Genomic DNA, 24,730 nt, shown 5'->3' with positions numbered 1-24,730 from the left:
CGGTCCCCACCCCGACGGCCGGCCCGCCCGGGCCGGCCCCTGACCGGGAGGTGAGGGCCGTGGCGCGTCGGACGGGCCGGGTGGTGCTGTCGGGGCTGTCGTTCGGGGAGTCCCCCCGCTGGCACGGCGGGTCGCTGTACGTGTCGGACTGGGGGGCGGGCGAGGTCCGGCGCCTCGACGGGGACGGCCACGACGAGGTGGTGGCCCGGTGCGACTCGTTCCCGCTCTGCGTCGACCTCGACGCGGCGGGTCGGCTCCACGTCGTCAGCTCGACCACCGGCCAGCTGCTGCGGCAGGAGCGGGACGGCTCGTTGGCCGTGCACGCCGAGCTGGGGATCGTGGGCGACCCGCCGTGGAACGAGGTGCTCGTCGGCCCGGACGGCACGGCGTGGGTGAACGCGATCGGCTTCGACTTCCCCCGGGTGCAGGAGGGTGCCGGGTTCCTCGCCGCGGTCGCCGCGGACGGCACGGTGACCCGCGTGGCCGAGGACCTGCGGTTCCCCAACGGCATGGCCCTGGTCGACGACGGCGCCACGCTGCTGGTGGCGGAGTCGCACGCCCACCGGGTGACGGCGTTCGCGGTCGGGCCGGGCGGCGCGCTGCACGGGCGGCGGGTCTGGGCGGACCTGGGCGACGGCACCCCCGACGGCGTCTGCGTCGACGCCGAGGGCGCCCTCTGGTACGCCGACGTGCCGGCCCGCCGCTGCGTCCGGGTCCTCGAGGGCGGGCAGGTGCTGGAGACGGTCGAGCTCGGGCGGGGCTGCTTCTCGTGCGTGCTCGGCGGGCCCGACGGACGCACCCTGTTCGTCGTGGTGCAGGACTGGGGCGAGGCGACGGGGGTGGCCGGAGAGGTCGTCGCGGTGCAGGTCGACGTCCCGGCTGCCCCCGGCTGACGGCTCAGCCGAGGAAGCGGTCGCTCCACAGCACGGCCACGGCCACGTTGACCAGCGCGAGCCCGCCGATGCCGTGCAGCAGCCCCTTGGGGATGCCGTCCTTGCCGCGGTTGACCCACACCAGCACCGCGATCGCGAGCGCCACCACCAGCTTGACCGTGATCTTGGCGTTGTCGATGTTGTCCCCGTCGAACACCGGGTAGCTGAGGCCGACGAGCAGCAGCCCGGTGACCAGCGCGGTCAGGGCGCCGTGCACCATCGCCGGCACGATCCGGGGCTCGCGGACGGCGGACATCCACCCCCCGACGACACCGGCCATGCCGATGAGGTGGACCACCACGAGGACGCCGTAGAGGATCGTCATGCCGGCACCCTACGGGCCGTGATCAGCCCGTCGCGGCAGGCGCGGCGGGGGGCCAGCCCGACGGGTCGGGACCCTTCGGCACGATCCCGGTCGGGTTGATCTGGGCGTGGGTGCCGTAGTAGTGCCGCTTGATGTGGTCGAGGTCGACCGTGTCTCCCCAGCCGGGTCGTGCGTACAGCTCACGGGCGTAGCGCCACAGGTTGGGCAGCTCGGTCAGCTTCGACCGGTTGCACTTGAAGTGGCCGTGGTACGCCGCGTCGAAGCGCACCAGCGTGGTGAAGAGCCGGACGTCGACCTCACGCGGCTCGTCCCCCATGAGGAACCGGGAGGCGCCGAGCCGCCTTTCCAGCTCGTCGAGGCGGCTGAACAGCCGGTCGTAGGCCTGCTCGTAGGCGTCCTGCTCGGTGGCGAAGCCGCAGCGGTACACCCCGTTGTTGACGTCGGCGTAGACGGCGTCGATCAGCGGCTGCATGGCCTCGCGCTCGGCCTCGGGCCACAGGTCGGGGGCACCGGCGCGGTGGTGCTCGACCCACTCGGTCGACAGGTCGAGGGTGATCTGCGGGTAGTCGTTGGTCACGACCTGGCCGGTCAGGGTGTCGACCAGGCAGGGCACGGTCACCCGGCCGGCGAACGACGGGTCGCTGGCCAGGTACACCTCCGACAGGTGCTCGACGCCCAGCACCGGGTCGCGGCGGCCCTCGTCGAGCCAGAAACCGCCAGCCCGCCTCGTCGCGGATCGGGTCGACCACGGCCAGGGAGATCGCGTCCTGCAGGCCGAGCAGGCCGCGCACGATCACGGCCCGGTGGGCCCAGGGGCAGGCGAGCGACACCACCAGGCGGTAGCGGCCGGGCTCCACGGGCCAGCGGCCCTGCGGGTCCGGGCCCTCCCCCGGTCCCGACGTGCTGTCGCGGCTGGTGCGGCCCGTGAAGTGGTTCGCCTGACGCGTCCACTCCCCGCGGGCCGAGGTCTCGGTGGCGAACTGGGCCGTCGTCGGCGGGGTGCTCACTCCCCGATGCTACGAGCGAGCGGGTGCCCCAGCAGGTCGAGCGCGTCGTGCACGAGCGTGCCCACCCCCAGCCCGGCCACCTCGGCCAGGGGCACCCAGCGCGCCTCGGCCGTGGAGCCGCCGACCTCCACCACCCGCGGCAGGCCGTCACCGACGGCCACCCGGTGCACCAGGCGCACGCCGTGGAAGTCCTCGAGCTGACCCGTCGGGGCCCGACCCGTGAAGTGGGTGCTGCTCAGGCCCAGCAGCTCGGCCGCCTCGACCCGCAGCCCGGTCTCCTCGTGCAGCTCGCGGTGCAGCCCGGCCTCGACGGTCTCGCAGTGGTCGAGCCCGCCGCCCGGCAGCGTCCACCGCTGCTCGCCGCCGACGTGGTCGGCCAGCCGGGTCAGCAGCAGCTGCTCCGCGGGACCCGTGCCGCGCAGGGCCAGGCCGTAGACGCCGATCCGCAGCCTCGGCACCGCGTCGCCCGCCACGCCGGGGCCCTGCTCGGCCCCGCCCACCCCGGACAGCGGCTGCAGCGCGTCGAGGTCGGGACGCAGCGGCCCCAGGGGCACCTCGGGCAGGCCCAGCGCCCGCGCGACGTAGGGCGCCAGGGGCAGCCGGGCGGCGGACGCGGGGCCGAGGACGGCGAGCTGCTCGGAGGAGCCGTCCCGCTCGGGGCGGAGCCTGCCCCCGACGACGGCCACCTGGTACACGCAGCGCACGGTGTGCACCTGGACCCCCCGGTGGGGCAGGTCGAGCACGTCGGTGAGCACCTGCACGAGCCGCTCCGGCCGGACCCGTAGCCCGGTCTCCTCGGCGACCTCGCGCACGACGGCGTCGTCGGGGTGCTCGCCGTGGTCCACCCCGCCGCCGGGCAGGAACCAGCGGCCCGCCAGGTCGGAGCGCCGGGACGCCTCGACGAGGACCACGTCGTCGCCGGGACCGGGCCGAAGCAGGGCGTAGGCCGCCAGCCGCTGGACCGCCCTCACGTGGCGCCGGTGCCGGCCGCCTCGCGCTCGTCCAGGGCGGCCCGGACGTCGGCACTGACCCGACGCTCGGCGTAGAACGACAGGAACGGCACGGTGCCGGCCAGCAGCACGCCCAGCGTGGTGAGCGGGCGCCACCGGCGCCGGCTGGCCAGGTCGATGCCGGTGGCCAGATAGAGCATGTACCCGAAGCCGTGGATGGGGCTGACGGTGGTGGACACGACGTCGGTGCGGTAGCCGAACAGGTCGGTGTAGCGCAGCAGGATCCCGACGGTCAGCAGGATGAGGAACACCCCCACGACCCAGGCGACGACACGGAACCTCAGCAGGGCCGACCTCACGCGGTGCTCCTCTCGGACGGGACGGGACGATCGCTCGGACGGGCCCGCACGGCCGCCTCCGCGGCGGCCTCCCGGCGGGCGACGTCGTCGCGCAGCATGCGCCACCACAGCACGACCGCGAAGGCCGCGAACACGAACCACTGGGCGGAGTAGGCGAGGTTGCGCCAGTCGCGCGCCTCGGTGAGCTCGGTCGGCGGCTGCGGCAGCACGACCACCCCGGCCGCGTCGGCCTGCCCGGGGGTGGGGGCCACGACGACGAACCCGGGGACCAGCTGCTCGGGCCAGCGGTTGGCCAGGTCGGCCGTGGACAGCAGCGGGACGACGCCGTCGGGCTGCACCACGGGCACGGGGATGTCCAGCGGCTCCGACTGCTGCACCCAGCCCACGACCTGCACCGTGCCCCCGGCCGGGGCCGGGACGTCCGCGGCGGTCGTGCCGGCGGGCACCCAGCCACGCACGACCGGGACGAGCCCGCCGTCGGCCAGCTCGACGGCGGTCACCAGCCAGAGCCCGTCACGGCCGTCGAGCTCGCGCTGGGCGACCAGCGTCGACCGGTCGGCGCGCCAGCGGCCCTCGACGCGCACCAGCTCCCCCGACGCCCCCTCGGGCACCAGGGCGCCGTCGCCGGCCTCGCGGGACACGGTGGTGACCTCGGGCAGGTCGGCGGGGCGGACCTCGGCCAGGTCGACGGCCGCCTCGGTCGGGACGGGGACGCTGCGCTCCCACTGCCAGTTGCCCAGCAGCACCATGGTCACCACCGCCGCGAGGAGCAGGGCGGTGGACGCCGCCCATCGCCACGTCAGCAGGGTGCGGGCCACACCCCCAGCGTACGGACCCCGGGGGCCGGTGGGTCCCGCGGCCCCGGGGCACCCGGGCGGCGGCCGGGTCGCGCCGGCCGCCCGGGGCGCCCGGACGCCTCAGGCCGCCATGAGCAGCGCCAGCACGGCGGTGTCGACGTCCTGCGACGGGTCGATGCCGCGGCGGCTGACCAGGCGCGTGACCGTGCCGTCCGGCTCGGCCTCCACCCAGGCCGCCCGGTGGTCCAGGCCCAGGTGAGGTGCGCCCGGCAGCAGGACGCAGCCGCTGGCCACGCCGTCGACCTCGGGGGTGGTGGACGGCGTCTCGGCGGGCGGGTGCAGCAGCAGCAGGGCCACGGGCGGGCGCTGCGGGCGGGTCGAGGTCGCCGAGGGGTCCAGCGCCCGTCCGACCAGGCGCACCAGGCCCACCGCGTCGGGGACGCCGTCGTCGTCGGGGCGGGTCTCGCTGGCGCTGAACAGCGACGTGGTCGGCAGCAGCCCGGGCGTGGTGGCCACCCGCACCGCCAGGGTGAGCAGCTGCACCCACTCCCGGGTGCTGTCGGGCCACCGGCCCGACACGAGGAAGCCGGCCAAGCCGTCACCGGCCCGGTGCAGCGGGGCGACGCCCACCGCGGGCGCGCTGGTCCGGTCGGGCCTGTCCTGTCGTGGGTCCACGGCACACCTCCCCTGACGCCGGGGACCGTGCGGTCCCGCGGGGGCGACAGCGTGCGTGCTGCATCGGCTGGCACACAAGATCCCTTGAGTGCCAGGCCGCTCGCTCACCCCGCCGACGGGCCCGCGACCGGGGGCCGGCGCAGGTCCAGCAGCCGGTGCCCGTGCACGACGCCGTCGCTGAGGTTGAGCACCACGACCATGGCCACGCGGGGCTCGACGGTGTCCACGAGCACGTGCACCCAGCGACCGCCCCGCATGGCGTACGCCTTGGGTACCCCCAGCTCGCGGGGCAGGTGGCCCTGCCAGTCGGCGGCCGGGACGGCCGCGACGTACGTCTCCACCGCGGTCCACAGCTGTTCGCCGACCCCGCAGGGCCGGGGCCGCGGGCTGACGGTGGCCTGCAGCTCGCCCTCGGTCAGCGCTCGCACCGCGGGAGGGTACCGACCAGCGACACGATTGCCCGCGTCAGGCGGTCACGACCGCCCGACCCCCGTCCGGTGTCGCTGGTCGGTACGCCGACCCCGCCGGACCGCACCGCCACGACCACCCCGCCGCGACGACCACCGCACCGCGCCGCACTGACCTGCGACCCCCGCAGGGCCCGGTTACCGTCGGGCGATGCCACCGGGGCCCTGCTCGCACCGCGTCGCGACCCGGCACGACGTGCCCGCCCTGGCCCGGCTGGTCCACGCCCACCACGGGGCCGACCCCGAGGGCTGGGCGGCCCGGCTGGAGCAGGCCCTGGCCGGTGGGGAGCGCGTGCTGGTGGCCGAGCAGGACGACGTCGTCGTGGCCTACGCCCGCTGCGGGGTACGTGCCCCCGCCGACCCGGACGACCCGGCCCCCGCCGGCCGGTGGCTCACCGGGGCCGTGGTGGACCCGGCCCACCGTCGACGCGGCCACGCCCGCCGCCTGCTCGGGCTGCTGCTGGCCGAGCTGCGCGGAGCCGGCGAGCCGGTGTGGTCGATGGCCGCGGCCGACAACGAGGCGTCCCTCGCCCTGCATGCGGACCTGGGCTTCGTCGAGGTGCTCCGGGCCCCCCGCCTGCTCGGCGAGGGCTTCGTCGCCGGCGGCCAGGGCGTGCTGCTGCGCGCCGACCCGACCTGAGCGGGCGACCCGACCTGAGCGGGCGACCCGGCCTAGGTGTAGTTGCCCTCGACGGGCCGCGTCACTCCCACTCGATGGTGCCCGGCGGCTTGCTCGTGACGTCGAGGACGACCCGGTTGACCTCGCGGACCTCGTTGGTGATCCGGGTCGACACCTTCTGCAGCACGTCGTAGGGCAGCCGGGTCCAGTCGGCGGTCATGGCGTCCTCGCTGCTCACCGGCCGCAGCACCACCGGGTGGCCGTAGGTGCGCCCGTCCCCCTGCACGCCCACACTGCGCACGTCGGCCAGCAGCACGACCGGGCACTGCCACACCTCGCGGTCCAGGCCGGCGGCGGTCAGCTCCTCCCGGACGATCGCGTCGGCCCGGCGCAGCGTGGCGAGGCGGTCGGCGGTCACCTCGCCGATGATCCGGATGCCCAGGCCGGGCCCGGGGAACGGCTGGCGCCAGACGATGTCCTCCGGCACGCCCAGCTCGAGGCCGACGCGGCGCACCTCGTCCTTGAACAGCGTCCGCAGCGGCTCGACCAGCGAGAACTGCAGGTCCTCGGGCAGCCCGCCCACGTTGTGGTGGCTCTTGATGACCGCGGTGCCGTTGCCGCCGCCGGACTCCACGACGTCCGGGTAGAGCGTCCCCTGCACCAGGAACTCGACGGTCTCGCCCTCGGCCTGCGACGCGGCGACGACGTCGGCCGCGGCGGCCTCGAAGACGCGGATGAACTCCCGACCGATCACCTTGCGCTTGGTCTCGGGGTCGGTCACCCCGGCCAGCGCGGCCAGGAACCGCTCGGAGGCGTCGACCACGACCAGGTCGACCCCGGTGGCGGCGACGAAGTCCTGCTCGACCTGCTCGACCTCGCCCTCGCGCAGCAGGCCGTGGTCGACCAGCACGCAGGTGAGCCGGTCGCCGATGGCCCGCTGCACCAGCGCCGCGGCGACGGAGGAGTCCACGCCCCCGGACAGCCCGCACACCGCGCGGGAGTCGCCGACCTGCGCGCGGATGGCCTCGACCTGGTCGTGGATGACGTTGCCGATGGTCCAGGTCGGGGCGATGCCGGCGATCTCGTGCAGGAAGTGCTCGAGGACGGCCTGGCCGTGGGCGGAGTGCAGCACCTCGGGGTGGAACTGCACCCCGGCCAGCCTGCGCTCCGGGTCCTCGAACGCGGCGACGGGGGTGCCGGCGGTGCGGGCGACGACCTCGAAGCCGGCCGGGGCCTGCGTGACGGCGTCGCCGTGCGACATCCACACCGACTGCTGCATCGGCAGGCCGTGGAACAGGGTCGAGTCGCCGGAGACGACGTCGAGCTCCGTGCCGCCGAACTCGGCCCGGCCGGTCTGCTCCACGGTGCCGCCCAGCGCGCGGGCCATGGCCTGGAAGCCGTAGCAGATGCCGAACGCGGGCACCCCGGCCTCGAACAGCTCGGCACCCACGTCGGGCGCTCCCTCGGCGTACACCGACGACGGCCCGCCGGACAGGATGATGGCGGCCGGGTTGCGCTCGAGCATCTCGCCGACCGGCATCGTGTGGGGCACGATCTCGCTGTAGACGCGGGCCTCGCGGACCCGCCGGGCGATCAGCTGCGCGTACTGGGCGCCGAAGTCGACGACGAGGACGGTCGGGTGGGTCGTGGCGGGTTCGGTCACCCGGCCAGGCTAGTGGCGGGCCACGCTCACCGGGCGCGACGGGCGACGGTGACGGCCCCGGCACCCAGCAGCAGCGCCAGCAGCCCGACCGCCAGCCCCACCGTCGGGCCGGTCCCCGGGCCCGCAGGGTCCAGGGCGGGGGCCGGGGCCGCGACGGCCTGGATGGCGACGGGCTGGTCGGCAGCGGGCCGGTCGGCAGCGGCGACGGGCCGCACGTCGGCCGTCCCACCCGGCAGGGTGCCGCGAGCGGCGGCCGGGCTGGTGCCGGTGGTCGCCGCGGCGGCGTCGGCCCGGGTCTGCGCGCCGACCGAGGCCGGGCCGACCGGTGCGGCGGGCACCATGGGCGAGGCCGACCGACGCGCGGTCCCGTGCTCGGCGCGTGCGGCTGCGGGCGTCGCGAACCCGGCCCCCGTGCTCGGACGGGTCGACGACCCCGCGGAGGCGGGCGACGGCTCGCCCGACTCGGACGGCTCGGGCCGCTCCGTCGCCGAAGGGACCGCAGGCTTCGTCGGGACGGGCTCCGCCGGGGCCGGCTCCGTCGGGGCCGGCTCCGTCGGGACGGGCTTGACCGGCGCAGGCTCGGCCGGCACGGGCTTGACCGGCACGGGCTTGACCGGCACGGGCTTGACCGGCACGGGCTTGACCGGCGCAGGCTTGGGCGGCACGGGCTTGGGCGGCACGGGCTTGGCCGGGACTGGTCCGGCGGTCGCCGGCGGGACGGGCGACGGGGTGGTCGTCGGCGGCACGGGCTCGGGGGGCGGCGGCGTGCTGCTGCACCCGGTGGCCAGGTCGCCGCCCGGCCCCACGCTCCAGGCGGTGCTGGTGCCGCCGTCGGCGAACACGGCCCCCTGCGACAGGACGGCACGCAGGCCCGTGGTGCCGCGCGGGTCGACGGTGACGGTGGTCGCCCGCGCCACCCGGCTGCCGGTGGCCGAGTCGACCCACCAGGTCACCGGTCCCACCAGCGGCAGCTCGACCGTCGCGCCCGAGCAGTCGGCGGCGACGGCCAGACCCGGCGTCAGGGTGGAGCGGTGCAGGACCTCACCCGCCGGGGCGACCTCGCCGGTACCGGGCACGGCGGCGAGCGCGGGGGCGGCGCCGCCCAGCAGCAGCCCGAGGGCCGTCCCGACGGACAGCAGCAGGACGGCGGGGCGGGCGGGTCGGCCCCCGGGTGCGCGCATGGGCTGATCAGACCGCGTCGGTGCACGCCCTGTCATGCGTTCGGCCCTGCTCGGGGGGCGAGTCGTCCCCCTACGTCACCTTCCGGGTGGTCTGCTGACCCGACGGAGTGGTCCCGTCGCGCTGCGTGAGCGCCGAGGGTGGGGTCCGGGCGGGCCACGCCGCGAACACCCGCTCGGCCTGGGCCGTGATCGTGAGCGACGGGTTGACGCCGAGGTTGGCGCTCACCGCGGCCCCGTCGACCACGTGCAGGCCGGGGTGGCCGTGCACCTGCTGCCGGGCGTCCAGCACCGACGTCGCGGGGTCGGCCCCGATCGGGCAGCCCCCCAGGAAGTGCGCCGTCATCGGGATGTCCAGGACGTCGACCACCGTGCCCCCGGGCCGGGTCCGCACCCCCGTCGTCTGCTGCAGCCGCAGCGCGAGCCGGCGGACGGCCTCGTGACCGGCCGGGATCCAGGTGGGGTTGGGCTCGCCGTGGCCGTGGGCGGAGGTCAGCCGGCCCCGTCGCCACGACGTGGTCAGCGAGTTGTCGCGCGACTGCATGACCAGCCCGATGACCGCCCGCCGGCTCCAGCCCCGCACCCCCAGGCTGCGCAGCCAGCGCACCGGGTGCCGCACCGCCTGCGCGACGAAGCCGAGCGGACGGGACCGGCCCCCGCCGTCCACCAGCAGCGTCGCCAGCAGGCCCATTGCGTCCGAGCCGGCCCCGTAGCGGCAGTTCTCCACGTGGGTGTCGGCGTCTGGGTGGAACGAGGACGTGATCGCGAGCCCGCGGGTCAGGTCGACCCCGGGCGGGACCCGGTCGGCCACCGCCCCGACCAGGGCCTCGGAGTTGGTGCGGGTCAGGGTGCCCAGGGCCGCCGGCAGGTCGGGCAGCACGCCTTCGGCCCGCATCCGGTGCAGCAGCGACTGGGTCCCCCAGGCACCGGCCGCCAGCACCACGTCGCGGCAGGTGACGGAGGTCCGCCGCCGCCGCAGCCCGCCCAGGCCCGGCGCCCCGGTGCGTTCGGTGCTCACCCGCCAGCCCCGGGTCAGGTCGTCCCGGTCCAGCGGCTCCACCCGGGTCACCGTGCGCAGCGGCTCGATCCGCGCCCCCGCCCGTTCGGCCAGGTGCAGGTAGTTCTTGACCAGCGTGTTCTTGGCCCCGACCCGGCAGCCGACCATGCAGTTGCCGCAGCCGGTGCAGGCCGTCCGGGCCGGCCCCGCCCCGGCGAAGTACGGGTCGGCCGTGGTCCGCCCGGCGGGCACGGTCGGCGTGGGCAGGAACACCCCGACCGGCACGGAGCGGAAGGTGTCGCCCACCCCCATGTCCTCGGCGGTGCGCCGCATGGCCTGCTCGACCGGGCCGTCGAACGGGCTGGTGGTCACCCCCAGCATCCGCTCGGCGGTGTCGTAGTGCGGCGCCAGCTCGCGCTCCCAGTCCGCGACCTCGGCCCACGGCCCGCTGCGGTAGAACGCCGACGGCGGCCGGTACAGCGTGTTGGCGTAGTTGAGCGAGCCGCCGCCCACCCCCGCCCCGGCCAGGACCAGCACGTGGGGCAGGCGGTGGATCCGCTGCACCCCGAACCAGCCCAGCCGCGGCGCCCACAGGTAGCGCGGCAGGTCCCACGAGGTGCGGGCGTGCTCGGCGTCGGCGAAGCGTCGCCCGGCCTCGTGGACCAGCACGTCGTAGCCCTTCTCGGCCAGGCGCAGCGCCGCCACCGAGCCCCCGAACCCCGACCCGACGACCACGACGTCGTGGTCGAGGCGGGGCGCCCCGGCCGGTGCGTCCGACCCGCTCACGGCAGCCCCAGCCGTCGCTGCAGCGTCGCGGCCGCCCCGAGCAGCCGGCCGCGCGTCGCGGGGCGCGCCCCCATCACCCAGCCGGTGACCGGGGTCCGCTGGGTGACGACCGTGCGGGTGCGGGTGACCTCGTGCAGCCCCTCCACGCCGTAGCGGCGCCCGAGGCCCGAGGTACCCCAGCCGCCGATCGGCGCCGCGATGGACCCCCACGCCACCAGGTGCACCTCGTTGACGACGACCGTCCCCGTGCGCACCCGGGCCGCGAGCGCCTGCGCGCGGGCGACGTCGCGGGACCAGATGCTGGCCATCAGGCCCGTGGCGGTGTCGTTCATGAGCGCCAGGGCCTGCGCGTCGTCGGTCACCACCCGCAGCGACACCAGTGGTCCGAAGGTCTCCTCGCGGGCGCACACCGCGTCGGCCGGGACGTCCGCGAGCACGGTGGGCGACATGAACGACGGCCCCAGGTCCGGCCGGGCCGTGCCCCCGGTCAGCACGCGCGCGCCGCGGTCGGTGGCGTCGCGCACGTGGGACAGGACGTGCTCGACGTGCTCGGGCGAGACCAGGCTGCCCAGGTCGACCTCGTGGTCGCGCCGCCAGCCCAGCCGCAGCGCCTCGACACCCGCGACGAAGGCCCGGGTGAACTCCTCGGCCACGTCGGCGTGCACGTACAGCCGCTCGCTGGAGGTGCAGGTCTGCCCCGCGCCGCCGAAGCAGTCCCGCACCGCGGCCGCCGCGGCCCGCCCGACGTCGGCGTCGGCGGCCACGTACAGCGCGTTCTTGCCACCCAGCTCCAGGGTGCAGCCCACCAGCCGGGCCCCGGCGCGGGCCGCCACCTGCCGCCCGACCCGCTCGGAACCGGTGAACAGCACGTGGTCCACGCTGTCCACCACGGCCTCGCCCAGCTCGGCCGAGCCACCGGCGAGGCCGGCCACCAGGCCCTCGGGCACCCCCGCCTCGGCCAGCAGCCCCAGCACGGCACCGGCCAGCGGGGTCGAGCGCAGGTCGGGCTTGAGCAGCACCGCGTTGCCGGCGAGCAGGGCCGGCACGGTGTCGCCGAGCAGGAACACCAGCGGGTAGTTCCAGGCTGCGACGTTGCCCACCAGCCCGGCCGGCTCACGCCGCACCACGGCCGTGGTCGCCCCGGGCACGAACCCCGCCCGGCGCTGCGGAGCCAGCAGGGCCGGGCCCCGCCGCGCCGTCCACCGGCACACCTGCAGCACCCCGACCACCTCGAGGAAGGCGTCGGCCCGGGCCTTGCCCGTCACCAGCTGGACGAGGTCGGTCAGCTCGTCGCGGCGGGCCAGCACCCGGTCGTGCACGGCCAGCACCACCCGGGCCCGCGAGCGCACCCCTCGCGCCGCCCAGCCGGGCTGCACCGCCCGGGCCCGGGCGGCCGCAGCCGCGACGTCGCCCGGGGTGCTGCCGGTGACGGCGGCCACGGTCTCCCCCGTGGCGGGGGCCAGGACCGCCAGCGGCGCCCCCCGACCGCTCAGCCGGGCCAGGTGGTCCCGGACCAGCCCGGGGTCCACCACCTCGCCCGCCCCGACCACGGCACGCCGGGCCGCGGGCCCCGCGTCGGAGGTCGCTGCGGGCCGGAGGCCCGACGTCGGTGTGGACACGCCCGCCAGCGTACGTCCGCGGCCCCCGGCCGGGGCCGGTCGACGCGTGGCGCACCCCGCGGCCCGCTCAGCGCAGCGGCACGACCTCCGGGGCCCCCAGCCGCACGGCGTCGGCGGTCTCGTCGTCGGGCTGCTCCTGGCTCTCGCGCTCCGCGGCCACCCGGGCCAGGTAGTGCTCGACCTCGCGGTCGACCTGCTCCTGCCCCCAGCCGAGCACCCGGGCCATCAGCTCCGCCGCGGGCCGGGCCGCGGCCACCCCCCGGTCGAAGGTCTCGATCGAGATCCGGGTCCGGCGGGCCAGCACGTCCTCCAGGTGCCGGGCGCCCTCGTGGCTGCAGGCGTAGACCACCTCGGCCTGCAGGTAGTCCTCGGCCCCGGGCAGCGGCTGGGCGAGGTCGTCGTCCCCGGCCACCAGGGCCAGCAGGTCGTCGACGTCGGTGCCGTAGCGGCCCAGCAGGTGCTCGACGCGCGCCACGTGCACCCCGGAGGCCTCGGCCTTGCGGACCCGGGAGTTCCAGGCGGCCGTGTACCCCGCGGCCCCGACCATGGGGACGTTCTCGGTGCACGAGTCCGGCACCCGGAACGGCAGCGAGCGCACCGCCTCGTCGACGGCGTCCTTGGCCATCACCCGGTAGGTCGTGTACTTGCCGCCCGCCACGACGACCAGTCCCGGCACCGGGTGGGCCACGACGTGCTCGCGCGACAGCTTGGACGTGGAGTCCGACTCCCCCGACAGCAGCGGCCTCAGCCCGGCGTAGACGCCCTCGACGTCCTCCTTGTGCAGGGGCCGCTCGAGCACGGCGTTGACGTGGTCGAGCAGGTACTGGATGTCGGTGCTGGACGCGGCCGGGTGCGCCTTGTCCAGCTCCCAGTCGGTGTCGGTGGTGCCGATGATCCAGTGCCGGCCCCACGGGATCAGGAACAGCACCGACTTCTCGGTCCGCATGATCATGCCGGTGGTGGACTGGATCCGGTCCTTGGGCACCACCAGGTGCATGCCCTTGCTGGCCCGGACCTTGAACTGCCCGCGCCCACCGACCATGTCCTGGGTGTCGTCGGTCCACACGCCTGTGGCGTTGATGACCTGCTTGGCCCGGACCTCGATGGTGCGCCCGGACTCCAGGTCGGTGGCCACGACGCCCACGACGCGCTCGCCCTCGCGCAGGAACCCGGTGACCCGGGTGCGGCTGGCCACCAACGCGCCGTAGGCGGCGGCGGTGCGGGCCAGGCCCATGGTGTGGCGGGCGTCGTCGATCTGGGCGTCGTAGTACTGGATCGCCCCGACCATGGCGTCCTTGCGCAGCGACGGGACGAGCTTCTGCACCTGCTTGCCGGTCAGGTGCTTGTGGAACGGCACCCCGGTCGAGTGGCCGCCGCCCAGGCTCATCAGGTCGTAGAGCATGATCCCCGAGCCGATGTAGGCGCGCTCCCAGACCCGGTGGGTGAGGGGGTACAGGAACGGCACCGGCCGGCACAGGTGGGGCGCCAGCCGGGTCAGGATCAGGCCGCGCTCGCGCAGCGCCTCGCGGACCAGGCCGAAGTCGAGCATCTCCAGGTAGCGCAGGCCGCCGTGGACGAGCTTGCTGGAGCGGCTGGACGTGCCCGAGGCGTAGTCCCGCGCCTCGATGAGCGCGGTGGTCAGGCCGCGGGTGGCGGCGTCGAGCGCCGCACCCGTGCCGACCACGCCGCCGCCGACCACGACGACGTCGAGCTCCTGGCTCTGCATGCGCTCCAGGGCGTGCTCTCGGTCGACCGGGCCCAGCCGGCCCCGGTGGGACAGCTCTCGGCCGATCATCTCGGGGGCGGGGGTCAGGGGGGCGGTGCTCGCCGTCTCGGTCACGGGGTCACGTCCTCGGGGTCGGTGGGGCCGGGTGCGGGTGCGTGCTGTCCATGGTGCGGGTGGTCTCAGTCGTCGACGTCCACCCAGTCCAACGTCCGCTGGACCGCCTTCTTCCACTGGGCGTGGCCCGTCGCGCGCTGCTGGTCGTCCCACTCCGGGCTCCAGCGGGCGCCCTCGTTCCAGTTCTCGCGCAGCTCGTCGGTGTTCTGCCAGAACCCGACCGCGAGACCGGCCGCGTACGCGGCACCCAGCGCCGTGGTCTCGGCCACGACGGGCTTGGAGACCTCGACGCCCAGGACGTCGGCCTGGATCTGCATGCACAGGTCGTTGGCGGTCACGCCGCCGTCCACCTTGAGCACCTCCAGGTGCACCCCGGAGTCCTTCTCCATCGCGTCCACGACGTCCTTGGACTGGTAGCAGATGGCCTCCAGCGTCGCCCGGGCCAGGTGCGCGTTGGTGTTGAACCGGGACAGGCCCACGATCGCCCCGCGGGCGTCGGAGCGCCAGTAGGGCGCGAACAGCCCGGAGAACGCGGGCACGAAGTAGACCCCGCCGGAGTCGGGCACCTGCCGGGCCAGCGACTCCGACTGCGAGGCGCCGCTGATGACGCCGAGCTGGTCGCGCAGCCACTGCACGGCCGAGCCGGTCACGGCGATGGAGCCCTCAAGGGCGTAGACGGGCTTGTCGTCGCCGAACTGGTAGCAGACGGTGCTCAGCAGGCCGGCCTCGGACCGCACCAGCTCCTCGCCGGTGTTGAGGAGCATGAAGTTGCCGGTGCCGTAGGTGTTCTTGGCCTCGCCGGGGGCGAAGCACACCTGGCCGACCATGGCGGCGTGCTGGTCGCCCAGGTCACCGGTCAGCGGCACCTCGGCCCCCGCGGGTCCGTTGCGCAGCGTCGTGCCGTAGCCCTCGGCCAGGGACGACGGCTTGATCTCGGGCAGCATCTGCCGGGGGATGTCGAAGAAGCCCAGCAGCTCGTCGTCCCAGTCCAGCGTCTCCAGGTTCATCAGCATCGTGCGGGAGGCGTTGGTCGGGTCGGTGACGTGGACCCCGCCGTCGGCGCCGCCGGTCAGGTTCCACAGCAGCCAGCTGTCGGTGTTGCCGAAGACCGCGTGGCCCTGCTCGGCCGCCTCGCGGACGCCGTCGACGTTCTCCAGGATCCACTGGACCTTGCCGGCGGAGAAGTACGTGGCCGGGGGCAGGCCCGCCTTGTGGCGGATCACGTCGCCGCGCCCGTCGGCGTCCAGCCGCTTGGCGATCCGGTCGGTGCGGGTGTCCTGCCAGACGATCGCGTTGTAGTACGGCCGGCCGGTCCGCCGGTCCCACACCACGGCCGTCTCGCGCTGGTTGGTGATGCCGAGCGCGGCCAGGTCGCTGCCGGTCAGCCCGGCGCGGTTGAGGGCGGTCTTGATGACCGATGAGGTCCGCTCCCAGATCTCCACCGGGTTGTGCTCGACCCAGCCGGCCTGCGGCAGGATCTGCTCGTGCTCGAGCTGGTACTTGCCCCGCTCGTTGCCCTGGTGGTCGAAGATCATGAAGCGTGAGCTGGTGGTCCCCTGGTCGACGGCTCCGACGAAGTCAGCCATGTCAGTACGTCCTCTCCGTTGAGTTGGTGCGGGTGGGGCGGCGGCCTGCGCTGCCCTCAGGATGTCGTGCCTGGTCGTGGGTCACTAGATGTAGGCCGCGGCCGCGAGCCCGCCGAGGGCCCCGCCCAGCAGCGGGCCGACGACCGGCACCCAGGCGTAGCCCCAGTCGCTGCTGCCCTTGCCCCGGATCGGCAGCAGGGCGTGGGCGATGCGGGGACCCAGGTTGCGGGCGGGGTTGATGGCGTAGCCCGTGGGCCCGCCCAGCGACGCGCCGATGCCGACGACGAGCAGCGCCACGGGCAGCGCCCCCAGCTCGGCCGGGGTCTCGCCGAACAGGATGATGACGAAGACCAGCACGAACGTGCCGATCACCTCGGTGGTGAGGTTCCACACCGGGCTGCGGGCCTCCGGCGCGGTCGAGAACACCCCGAGCAGCACGGCCCGGTCCTCGGTGGCGTCGAACTGCTTCTTGTAGGCCAGGTAGGCCAGCGTCGCGCCGAGCACCCCGCCCAGCACGGTGGCCACGAGGTACGTCAGGGTCGACGCGGCCGTGATCGGGACGCCGGGGGCGTACTCCCCCGCCCCGTTGGCCAGCAGGCCGACCGTGACGGCCGGGTTGAGGTGGGCGCCGGACTTGTAGGCCCCGTAGACCCCGGCGAACACGCCGAGCCCCCAGCCGAAGTTGACGAGCAGGAAGCCGCCACCGGCTCCCTTGCTCCGGGCCAGCGACACGTTGGCGACCACGCCGCAGCCGAGCAGCAGCAGCAGCCCGGTCCCGATGACCTCCGAGACGAACACCGTCGCCAGAGACGTCTCCTCCATACGAGCTCCTTCGCTCAGGGGCCCCGTGACGGGACCGGGACGCTGTCACGTCCTGGCCGACGACGCTATGGAGGGGGTGCATGCCGGACAACCCGGACAGGTCGGCATTGTCGAACGGTCGCCCTGCGGGGGTCCGGGCGACGCCCTAGCCTTCCGCTGTGCCGGGGTCGATCCAGTCCATCGAGCGGGGGGCGGCCGTGCTCCGCCTGCTCGCGGCCGGTCCCCGCCACCTCACCCTGAACGAGGTCGCCGGTGCCCTGGGCCTGGCCAAGGGCACGGCCCACGGCATCCTGCGCACGCTGGTGGACGTCGGCTTCGTCGAGCAGGACGAGCGGACCGCGCGCTACCGGGTGGGGCCGGCCCTGACCTCGCTGTCCGACGGCACCGGCACCCCGCTGGACCGGCACGCCCTGCGCTCGGTCACGACCAACTGGGCCGACACCCTGGCGGCCCGCACCGGCGAGACCGTCCGGGTGGGCATGCTCACGGCCGACGGCGTCGAGGTCGTCCACCACGTGTTCCGCCCCGACGGCAGCCCGCAGACGCTGCAGACCGGGCAGGTGCTGCCCGCCACGAGGACGGCGCTGGGGCGAGCGCTGCTGGCCTTCCACCCGACGGCGGCGGCCCGGCTGGCCGCCGCGACGGCCGAGGCCCGCGGGCGGTCCGGGGCCGACGACCCCGCCGCCGACCTGCGTCCGGTCCTGACGGAGGTCCGCCGGCGTGGGCTGGCCACGGCCGTCGGCACCTACCGGCCGGGCACCGCGGCGGTGGCCGCCCCGGTACGCGGCCGGGGTGGGCTCGTCGTCGCGGCCGTGGGGCTGTCCGGGCCGGGCGACCGGGTCTGCGACGGCCGCGGTGCGGTGCGCGAGCGGTACGTGCGCCAGGTGCGCGAGGTCGCCGCCACGCTGACCCGGCAGCTGCAGTCGTGACGCGCCGTGGTTGACCGCTACGTCGCCGCCGTGGACCAGGGCACGACGTCGACCCGCTGCATCCTGTTCGACCACGCGGGCCGGCTGGCCGCCGTCGCGCAGCGCGAGCACCGCCAGCACCTGCCACGCCCCGGCTGGGTCGAGCACGACGCGCAGGAGATCCTGCGCAACGTGCTGCGGGTGGTCGGCGAGGCCGTCCAGGACGTGGGGGCCGGACCGGGGCAGGTCGTGGCGCTGGGCATCGCCAACCAGCGGGAGACGACGGTGCTGTGGGACCCCCGCACCGGGCAGCCGTACGGCCACGCGGTGGTGTGGCAGGACCTGCGGACGGAGGCCCGGGTCGAGGAGCTGGCCGCCGACGGCGGCAGGGACCGGTTCCGCGACGTCTGCGGCCTGCCGCTGACCACGTACTTCGCCGGGCCCCGGATCGCGTGGCTGCTGGACGCCACCCCCGGGCTGCGCGACGCCGCGGCCGCGGGCCACGTCCTGTTCGGGACGGTCGACAGCTGGCTGGTGTGGAACCTGACCGGCGGCCCCGACGGCGGGGTCCACGTCACCGACGTCACCAACGCCAGCCGGACCATGCTCATGGACCTGGCCGGCCGGCACTGGTCGCCCGCGCTGTGCGAGGCCATGGGGGTGCCCATGCAGATCCTGCCCGAGATCCGCTCCTCGGCCGAGGTGTACGGCCTGACCGGGGGCCCGGTGGCCGAGGTGCTGCCCGGGGTGCCCGTCGCGGCGGCGCTGGGCGACCAGCAGGCGGCGCTGTTCGGGCAGACCTGCTTCGCCCCCGGTGAGGCCAAGTGCACCTACGGCACCGGCAGCTTCGTGCTCATAAACACCGGCGCCACCCCGGTCACGGCCGAGCACGGCACCCTGCCCACCGTGGCCTACCAGATCGGCGACGAGCCGGCCGCGTACGCCCTGGAGGGGGCGATCGCGGTGACGGGGTCGCTGGTGCAGTGGTTCCGCGACGGCCTCGGCATGATCGCCACCGCCCCCGACATCGAGGGCCTGGCGCTGAGCGTGCCGGACAACGGCGGCTGCTACATCGTCCCCGCGTTCTCCGGCCTGTTCGCCCCGCACTGGCGCCCCGACGCCCGCGGCGTCGTCGTCGGCCTGACCTCGTTCGTCACCCGGGCGCACCTGGCCCGGGCGGTGCTGGAGGCCACCGCCTGGCAGACCCGGGACGTGGTCGACGCCATGGACGCCGACTCCGGGCTGCGGCTGACGTCGCTGCGGGTCGACGGCGGGATGACGAGCAACAACCTGCTCATGCAGACCGTGGCCGACGTCCTGGGCGTGCCGGTGGTGCGACCGATGGTGAGCGAGACGGTCTCCCTCGGTGCCGCGTACGCGGCGGGCCTCGCGGTGGGCTGGTGGCCGGACCTGGAGGGGCTGCGCCGCAACTGGCACCGGGCCGGGGAGTGGCTGCCGCACGCCGACCCCGCCGCCGTGGCCCGGGGCCACGAGGACTGGACCCGGGCCGTGCAGCACAGCTTCGGCTGGTCGCGGGAGCCGTCGTCCCACGACGGCGGGGCGCCGTCGGCTCAGCCGGGGCGGTAGGGCGAGACGACCATCTCGATGCGCTGGAACTCCTTGACGTCGAGGTAGCCGGTGGTGGCCATCGCCCGACGCAGCGCCCCGAACAGGTTGCTGGTCCCGTCGGCGCTGCGGCCCGGGCCCAGCAGGATCTCGGCCAGCGGGGCGACCGTGCCCACGTGGACCCGCTCCCCGCGCGGCAGCACCGGGTGGTGCGCCTCCGGGCCCCAGTGCCAGCCACGGCCGGGCGCCTCGTCGGCCCGCGCCAGCGCCGTGCCGAGCATGACCGCGTCCGCCCCGCAGGCCACGGCGTTGACGATGGCGCCGCTGCGGCCCAGCCCGCCGTCGGCGATGACGTGCACGTAGCGCCCGCCGGACTCGTCCATGTAGTCCCGGCGCGCGGCCGCGACGTCGGCGACGGCCGTGGCCATCGGGGCGTGGATGCCCACGGTCTGCCGGGTCGTGTGCGCCGCCCCGCCGCCGAAGCCGACCAGCACCCCGGCCGCCCCGGTGCGCATCAGGTGCAGCGCCGCGGTGTAGGTGGCGGCCCCGCCGACGATGACCGGCACGTCGAGCTCGTAGATGAACCGCTTGAGGTTGAGCGGCTCGCTGCGGGCCGACACGTGCTCGGCCGACACGGTGGTGCCGCGGATGACGAACAGGTCGACCCCGGCCGAGGCCACGGTCTGCCAGAGCTCCTGCGTCCGCTGCGGGCTCAGCGCCCCGGCGACGGTCACCCCGGCGGCGCGGACCTCGGCGATCCGGGCCGCGACCAGGTCGGGACGCACCGGCGCGGCGTAGATCTGCTGCATCCGCGTCGTCGCGGCCTCGGCGTCCAGCCCGGCGATCTCGGCCAGCAGCGGCTCGGGGTCCTCGTAGCGGGTCCAGAGGCCCTCCAGGTCCAGCACGCCGAGCCCGCCGAGCCGGCCGACCTCGACCGCGGTGGCCGGGCTCATCACCGAGTCCATCGGGGCCGCCAGCAGCGGCAGCTCGAACCGGTAGGCGTCGATCTGCCAGGCGGTCGACACGTCCTCGGGGTCACGGGTCCGGCGCGAGGGCACGATGGCCACGTCGTCCAGCGAGTAGGCCCTGCGGCCGCGCTTGGCCCGTCCGATCTCCAGCTCGTTCACCCGCGCACCCTAGCGAGCCCCGGGCCGCGGCCGTGGCCGGCCCGCGTCAGCGCACGGTGTAGTTGGGGGCCTCGTTGGTCATCCGGATGTCGTGCGGGTGGGACTCCTTGAGCCCGGCGGAGGTGATCCGCACGAAGCGGCCGTTGGCCTTGAGCATGCCCACGTCCTCGGCGCCCACGTAGAACATCGACTGCCGCAGGCCGCCGACCAGCTGGTGCGCCACCGCGGCCAGCGGCCCGCGGTAGGGCACCTGGCCCTCGACGCCCTCGGGGACGAACTCGTCGTCGGCGACGACGTCGTTCTGGAAGTAGCGGTCCTTGGAGAACGACCGCGCCCCGGCCCGGGTCTGCTGCGCGCCCAGGCTGCCCATGCCCCGGTAGGACTTGTACTGCTTGCCGTTGACGAACACCAGCTCGCCCGGGCTCTCCTCGCAGCCGGCCAGCAGGGAGCCCAGCATCACGGTGTCCGCGCCGGCGACCAGCGCCTTTGCGATGTCGCCGGAGTACTGCAGCCCGCCGTCGCCGATCACCGGCACGCCGGCGGGGCCGCACGCCTTGGCGGCCTCGTGGATCGCGGTCACCTGCGGCACACCCACCCCGGCCACCACCCGGGTGGTGCAGATCGAGCCGGGCCCCACCCCGACCTTGACCCCGTCGACCCCGGCGTCGACCAGGGCCTGGGCCGCGGCGCGGGTGGCGACGTTGCCGCCCACCACGTCGACGTGGGCGACCGACGGCTCGGCCTTGAGCCGCCGGATCATCTCCAGCACGGCCTTGCTGTGCCCGTGGGCCATGTCGACCACCAGCAGGTCGACCCCGGCCTCCACCAGCAGCTGGGCACGCTTCCAGGCGTCCTCGAAGATGCCGATGGCGGCGGCCACGCGCAGGCGGCCGGAGTCGTCCTTGGTGGCCAGCGGGTACTTCTCCCGCTTGGTGAAGTCCTTGACGGTGATCAGGCCCCGGAGCCGGCCGCCGTCGTCCACCAGCGGCAGCTTCTCGATCTTGTGCGCCGCGAGCAGCGCCATGGCCTGCTCCGGGGCGGTGCCCACCGGCGCGGTCACCAGCGGCATGCGGGTCATGACCTCGTGCACGGGCCGGCTGTGGTCGGACTCGAAGCGCAGGTCGCGGTTGGTCACGATGCCGAGGAGGACACCGGCCTCGTCCACGACCGGCAGACCGCTGACCCGGTAGCGGCCGCACAGCTCGTCCACCTGGCGCAGCGTGGCCGAGGGGCTCGTCGTCACGGGGTGGCTCACCATGCCGGCCTCGGAGCGCTTGACCAGGTCGACCTGCTGCGCCTGGTCCTCGGCCGACAGGTTGCGGTGCAGCACGCCCAGGCCGCCCTGCCTCGCCATGGCGATGGCCATCCGGGACTCCGTCACGGTGTCCATGGCGCTGGACAGCAGGGGCACCTCGACGCTGATCCGCCGGGACACCCGCGACCGGGTGGTGGCGGCGCTGGGCACGACGTCGCTCTCGCCCGGCAGCAGCAGGACGTCGTCGTACGTCAGGCCGACGGTGGCGAACGGGTCGTGCAGGGCGGGCTCGGAAGGCTCGGTGACCACGGGTCGATGGTAGGCGCTCCGTGGTGCGGCCCGACCCGCCGCCGGCGTCACGGTCGCCGCGGCGAGGCTCCCCCCGCCCCGGACGACCGGGACCCCGGGACCGCGCGCTCGACCTGACCGCCGTCCGGGGCAACCGGGGCCGCCGACGGTGCGGCGCGCCGGGCCGGCGCGTCCGGGCGGCGGGGGGTCGTGGCCGGGGTGGCCGGGGTGGTGACGGTCGTCGTGACCGTGGCGCCGGGCTCGGTGGCCGGGGCCGTCGGTCGCTGGGGGGTCCGCCCCGGCCGGTCGGTGGGCCGGCCGGTCGGTCGGTCCGCGGGCGGGGCCGTGCTCTCCGGGACGGCCGTCGGCTCGGGCGTGGCCGACGTGCCGGACGAGGGGGTCGAGGTCGGCCGGGCCGGGGTACCGCCCCGCGGGGTCGTCGGCCGGGTCGCCGCGGGTGTGCCGGGGCGGGTCTCCGGGCTGGCCCCGACGCCCCGGTCGGGCCGCGGGTCCTGCCGCCCGGGGGTCGTCCCCGGGTCGACCGGGGCGGTCCCGACCTGCCCGTCGCCGGACCCGCCGGCCGCGGGCGCACCGGGGACGGCACCGTCGTCGCCGTTCCCGTTGCCGCCGCCGTTCCCGTTGCCGTTCCCGTTGCCGTTGCCGCCCGCCTGGGCGCCGTCCCCGACCGGGCGGTCCCCGGTACCGGCGGGGTCAGCGGCCGGGTCCGGCCGGCCCAGCCGCTCCAACCCGACGTCGCCCAGGTACCCCTCGGCCCCGACGACCGACGACGCACCGGGCACCAGCCCCACCAGGTCCGGGACCGGACGGCCGGAGCGGATCGCGGCCTCGGCGCTGAGCAGGCCGCGCTCGGTGTGCCCGAGCGCGGTCTCCCACACCACGCGCTGGTCCTCCGGCAGCGCGGCCACCAGGCTCCGGGCCTGCTCGAGCAGGACGCGCGCCCCCGCCACGTCGCCGGACTCGGCGGCCAGCATCGAGGCGACCAGCGTGGCCTCGACCGACTCCACCGACTCGGCCACGGTCCGGGCGCCCGGACCCTGGTGCGCGGCGTCCTGGAGCCCCACGCCCACGGCCAGCACGGCGATGACCGCGGCGGCCGAGGCGGACACGACCCGCCAGGGCAGCCGGGACGCGACGGGGCGTCCGGTCCGGGACCCCGCGGCCACCGCGGCGCGGACCGGCTCCCCCGCCGGGTCCGGGCGGTCGACGACGACCGTGCCCACCGGTGCCGCTGCCTCCGTCCGGCCGAGCACGGCACCGCGGGCGGCCAGCGCCAGCATCACCTCGTCGTCGATCGTGGCGACCCAGCCGTCCAGCGCCCGTACGAGCGCGTCGTCGGGCCGGGCGTGCTCCGGGGCCGTGCCGTCCGGGTGCCCGGCCCGGGACCCGTCGTCGTGGGACCCGTCGTCGTGGGACCCGACGTGACGGTGGGCGAGCCGGTCGACGAGCTCGTCGGAGCGGCGCACGGCGGCCAGCGAGGCGGCCTCGCCGACCGGTGACGGGCGCCCCGGGCCGCCCGCACCGAGCAGCCTCGGCGGTGGCCGGGTCACGAGTCCGTCCCGTCCTCGGCCAGCATCGCCCGCAGCCTCGTCAGCGCCCGGTGCTGGATGACCCGCACCGAGCCCGTGGTGGTGCCGAGCGCGGCCGCGGTCTCCTCCGTCGACATCCCGACGGCCACGCGCAGCACCAGCACCTCACGCTGCTGGCCGGGCAGCCGTTCCATCAGCCTGGTCACGCGGTCGGCCTCCGAGAGCACGACCGCGGTCTGCTCCGGGCTGTCCGCCAGGGCGTGGCTGGGGCCGTCCGGCAGCTCGTCGGTGGGCTGCTCGCGGCCCAGCAGCGCGCGCTGGGCGTCGGCGACCTTGTACCCCGCGACCCGGAAGACGAAGGCCTCGAACGGGCGCCCGGTGTCGGTGTAGGTCGGCAGGGCCGTCAGCACGGCGACACACACCTCCTGAGCCACGTCGTCGGCGGCCTGGTCGGCGCCGGGGTAACCGCGCAACCGGGCCCTGCAGTACCGGTGGACACGCTGCCGGACGCCGGTGATCAAGGTCTCGATCGCATCGGACTCCCCCGCCACGGCGCGGACCACGAGGCGGGACCACAGGCCCCTCCCGTCGTCCTCGACGAGGTCGTGGGACTCCAGACCGGACATCGGACGAACCCCGCCCGCCGTTACAGACCCGGCCGCAGTGGCCGTGGGCCGACACCTCGACGAGCTGCCATGCCGGCTCCGATCCCCGCGGGTCCACCCGCCCCGGGTGGTCGCAGGAGACTACCGCCCGGCCGGACGACGGCCGGGGGTCACCTCAGCGGACGAGCCCGAGGCGGAACCCGGCCGCCACGGCCTGGGCCCGGTCCGCGGCGTCCAGCTTGCGGAACAGCCGGCGCGCATGGGTCTTGATGGTGTCCTCGGACAGGAACAGCTCGCGCCCGATGGCGGCGTTGCTGCAGCCGCGGGACATGCCGTCCAGCACCTGCACCTCGCGCTCGGTCAGCTGCACGCCGGCCCCGGCGCGACCCCGGGACTGGGCCGGGACCTGGCGACGGGCGGCCTCGCTCAGGGCGGCCGCGAGCGCGATGGACAGCTCCTCGGGACTGGCGTCCTTGACGACGTAGCCGCGGGCCCCGGCGGCCACGGCACGGGCCAGGCCGTCGGCGTCCTCGGCCATGGTGGTCATGAGCACGTTGGCCTCGGGGTGGCGGGTGAGCAGCCGCTTGGCGGTCTCGACCCCGCCGATCCCGGGCATGCGCACGTCGAGCAGGACCACGCTGGGACGCTCGACGGGCCAGCGGGACAGCGCCTCCTCCCCGGAGGCCGCGCCGACCACCCGGGTGATGCCGGGCAGGCCCGCGACCGCTCTGCGCAGCTGCTCGCGCACGATCGGGGTGTCGTCGACTACCAGGACGGTGGCCACCAGGGAACTCCTCATCCGCACCCGGGTG

General features: G+C 75.7%; 23 protein-coding genes. 4 read left to right on the top strand and 19 right to left on the bottom strand.

The annotated features are described in order from the left end of the window. The first annotated feature begins 59 nt into the window (after positions 1 to 59). A complete protein-coding gene (locus SJY06_RS10395; protein WP_380167252.1) occupies positions 60 to 893 on the top strand; it encodes an SMP-30/gluconolactonase/LRE family protein in 834 nt (277 codons plus the stop codon). 4 nt (positions 894 to 897) lie between these two features. Here the strand turns inward: SJY06_RS10395 and SJY06_RS10390 are convergent, their stop codons facing one another. The 7 genes from SJY06_RS10390 to SJY06_RS10360 all read right to left on the bottom strand — a co-directional run bounded on the left by SJY06_RS10390 (position 898) and on the right by SJY06_RS10360 (position 5,473). Next, positions 898 to 1,257, bottom strand: coding sequence for a hypothetical protein (locus SJY06_RS10390; protein ID WP_380167251.1), 360 nt, complete (start codon positions 1,255 to 1,257; stop codon positions 898 to 900). 22 nt (positions 1,258 to 1,279) lie between these two features. Beyond that, a complete protein-coding gene (locus tag SJY06_RS10385) occupies positions 1,280 to 1,939 on the bottom strand; it encodes a glutathione S-transferase C-terminal domain-containing protein (RefSeq protein WP_380167249.1) in 660 nt (219 codons plus the stop codon). A gap of 321 nt (positions 1,940 to 2,260) precedes the next feature. After that, positions 2,261 to 3,235 (bottom strand): NUDIX hydrolase, encoded by a 975-nt coding sequence (locus SJY06_RS10380; protein WP_380167247.1) that lies wholly within the window; start codon positions 3,233 to 3,235, stop codon positions 2,261 to 2,263. Further along, complete coding sequence (locus SJY06_RS10375) at positions 3,232 to 3,573, bottom strand: DUF3817 domain-containing protein (protein WP_380167245.1); 342 nt, start codon at positions 3,571 to 3,573, stop codon at positions 3,232 to 3,234. Before SJY06_RS10375 ends, SJY06_RS10380 begins: the two co-directional genes overlap by 4 nt. Continuing rightward, a complete protein-coding gene (locus SJY06_RS10370; RefSeq protein ID WP_380167243.1) occupies positions 3,570 to 4,391 on the bottom strand; it encodes an SURF1 family protein in 822 nt (273 codons plus the stop codon). The genes SJY06_RS10375 and SJY06_RS10370 overlap by 4 nt, the downstream gene beginning before the upstream one ends. A 99-nt stretch (positions 4,392 to 4,490) precedes the next feature. Beyond that, positions 4,491 to 5,045, bottom strand: a complete 555-nt coding sequence (locus SJY06_RS10365) for a peptidase (RefSeq protein ID WP_380167241.1) — start codon at positions 5,043 to 5,045, stop codon at positions 4,491 to 4,493. A 104-nt stretch (positions 5,046 to 5,149) separates the two neighbouring features. Further along, on the bottom strand, positions 5,150 to 5,473 hold the full coding sequence (locus SJY06_RS10360) for a hypothetical protein (protein WP_380167239.1): 324 nt from the start codon (positions 5,471 to 5,473) through the stop codon (positions 5,150 to 5,152). 190 nt (positions 5,474 to 5,663) lie between these two features. Between SJY06_RS10360 and SJY06_RS10355 the strand changes: the two genes are divergently transcribed. After that, entirely contained in the window at positions 5,664 to 6,152 is a 489-nt protein-coding gene (locus SJY06_RS10355) for a GNAT family N-acetyltransferase (RefSeq protein ID WP_380167237.1), read from the top strand. 61 nt (positions 6,153 to 6,213) lie between these two features. Here SJY06_RS10355 and guaA read toward each other — a convergent pair whose 3' ends face one another. The 7 genes from guaA to SJY06_RS10320 form a co-directional block, all read right to left on the bottom strand. After that, the gene (gene guaA / locus SJY06_RS10350; protein WP_380167235.1) at positions 6,214 to 7,794 is read right to left on the bottom strand and encodes a glutamine-hydrolyzing GMP synthase; all 1,581 of its coding nucleotides are present in this window, start codon (positions 7,792 to 7,794) and stop codon (positions 6,214 to 6,216) included. Positions 7,795 to 7,820: 26 nt separating this feature from the next. Next, positions 7,821 to 8,975 carry a hypothetical protein gene (locus SJY06_RS10345; RefSeq protein WP_380167233.1) on the bottom strand — a complete coding sequence of 385 codons (1,155 nt, stop codon included), beginning with the start codon at positions 8,973 to 8,975 and terminating at the stop codon, positions 7,821 to 7,823. 70 nt (positions 8,976 to 9,045) lie between these two features. Then, complete coding sequence (locus SJY06_RS10340) at positions 9,046 to 10,755, bottom strand: FAD-dependent oxidoreductase (protein WP_380167231.1); 1,710 nt, start codon at positions 10,753 to 10,755, stop codon at positions 9,046 to 9,048. After that, the gene (locus SJY06_RS10335; RefSeq protein ID WP_380167229.1) at positions 10,752 to 12,374 is read right to left on the bottom strand and encodes a succinic semialdehyde dehydrogenase; all 1,623 of its coding nucleotides are present in this window, start codon (positions 12,372 to 12,374) and stop codon (positions 10,752 to 10,754) included. Before SJY06_RS10335 ends, SJY06_RS10340 begins: the two co-directional genes overlap by 4 nt. Positions 12,375 to 12,441: 67 nt before the next feature. Next, entirely contained in the window at positions 12,442 to 14,214 is a 1,773-nt protein-coding gene (locus tag SJY06_RS10330) for a glycerol-3-phosphate dehydrogenase/oxidase (RefSeq protein WP_380167227.1), read from the bottom strand. 65 nt (positions 14,215 to 14,279) lie between these two features. After that, a complete protein-coding gene (glpK, locus tag SJY06_RS10325; protein WP_380167225.1) occupies positions 14,280 to 15,800 on the bottom strand; it encodes a glycerol kinase GlpK in 1,521 nt (506 codons plus the stop codon). Positions 15,801 to 15,884: 84 nt separating this feature from the next. Then, positions 15,885 to 16,622 (bottom strand): MIP/aquaporin family protein, encoded by a 738-nt coding sequence (locus SJY06_RS10320; protein WP_380167223.1) that lies wholly within the window; start codon positions 16,620 to 16,622, stop codon positions 15,885 to 15,887. 158 nt (positions 16,623 to 16,780) lie between these two features. Here SJY06_RS10320 and SJY06_RS10315 point away from each other — a divergent pair, with 158 nt between their 5' ends. Then, positions 16,781 to 17,551, top strand: coding sequence for an IclR family transcriptional regulator (locus SJY06_RS10315; protein WP_380167221.1), 771 nt, complete (start codon positions 16,781 to 16,783; stop codon positions 17,549 to 17,551). A gap of 6 nt (positions 17,552 to 17,557) precedes the next feature. Continuing rightward, complete coding sequence (gene glpK, locus SJY06_RS10310) at positions 17,558 to 19,117, top strand: glycerol kinase GlpK (protein ID WP_380167219.1); 1,560 nt, start codon at positions 17,558 to 17,560, stop codon at positions 19,115 to 19,117. Here the strand turns inward: glpK (SJY06_RS10310) and SJY06_RS10305 are convergent. The 5 genes from SJY06_RS10305 to SJY06_RS10285 form a co-directional block, all read right to left on the bottom strand. After that, positions 19,102 to 20,223: a GuaB3 family IMP dehydrogenase-related protein gene (locus SJY06_RS10305; RefSeq protein ID WP_380167217.1), complete on the bottom strand. Its 1,122-nt coding sequence runs from the start codon at positions 20,221 to 20,223 to the stop codon at positions 19,102 to 19,104. The two genes, glpK (SJY06_RS10310) and SJY06_RS10305, sit on opposite strands and share 16 nt — an antisense overlap. Before the next feature lie 46 nt (positions 20,224 to 20,269). Continuing rightward, positions 20,270 to 21,787 (bottom strand): IMP dehydrogenase, encoded by a 1,518-nt coding sequence (gene guaB, locus SJY06_RS10300; RefSeq protein ID WP_380167215.1) that lies wholly within the window; start codon positions 21,785 to 21,787, stop codon positions 20,270 to 20,272. Positions 21,788 to 21,834: 47 nt separating this feature from the next. Next, entirely contained in the window at positions 21,835 to 23,334 is a 1,500-nt protein-coding gene (locus tag SJY06_RS10295; protein WP_380167213.1) for a hypothetical protein, read from the bottom strand. Next, positions 23,331 to 23,939 carry an RNA polymerase sigma factor ShbA gene (gene shbA, locus SJY06_RS10290; protein ID WP_380167211.1) on the bottom strand — a complete coding sequence of 203 codons (609 nt, stop codon included), beginning with the start codon at positions 23,937 to 23,939 and terminating at the stop codon, positions 23,331 to 23,333. The genes SJY06_RS10295 and shbA overlap by 4 nt, the downstream gene beginning before the upstream one ends. Positions 23,940 to 24,093: 154 nt before the next feature. Then, entirely contained in the window at positions 24,094 to 24,702 is a 609-nt protein-coding gene (locus SJY06_RS10285; protein ID WP_380167209.1) for a response regulator, read from the bottom strand. Positions 24,703 to 24,730 lie beyond the last annotated feature (28 nt).

Source organism: Jannaschia sp. R86511, assembly GCF_042466345.1.
Taxonomy (GTDB): domain Bacteria; phylum Actinomycetota; class Actinomycetes; order Actinomycetales; family JBBAYJ01; genus Aquipuribacter.
This window is presented reverse-complemented; position numbering and strand designations above follow the sequence as displayed.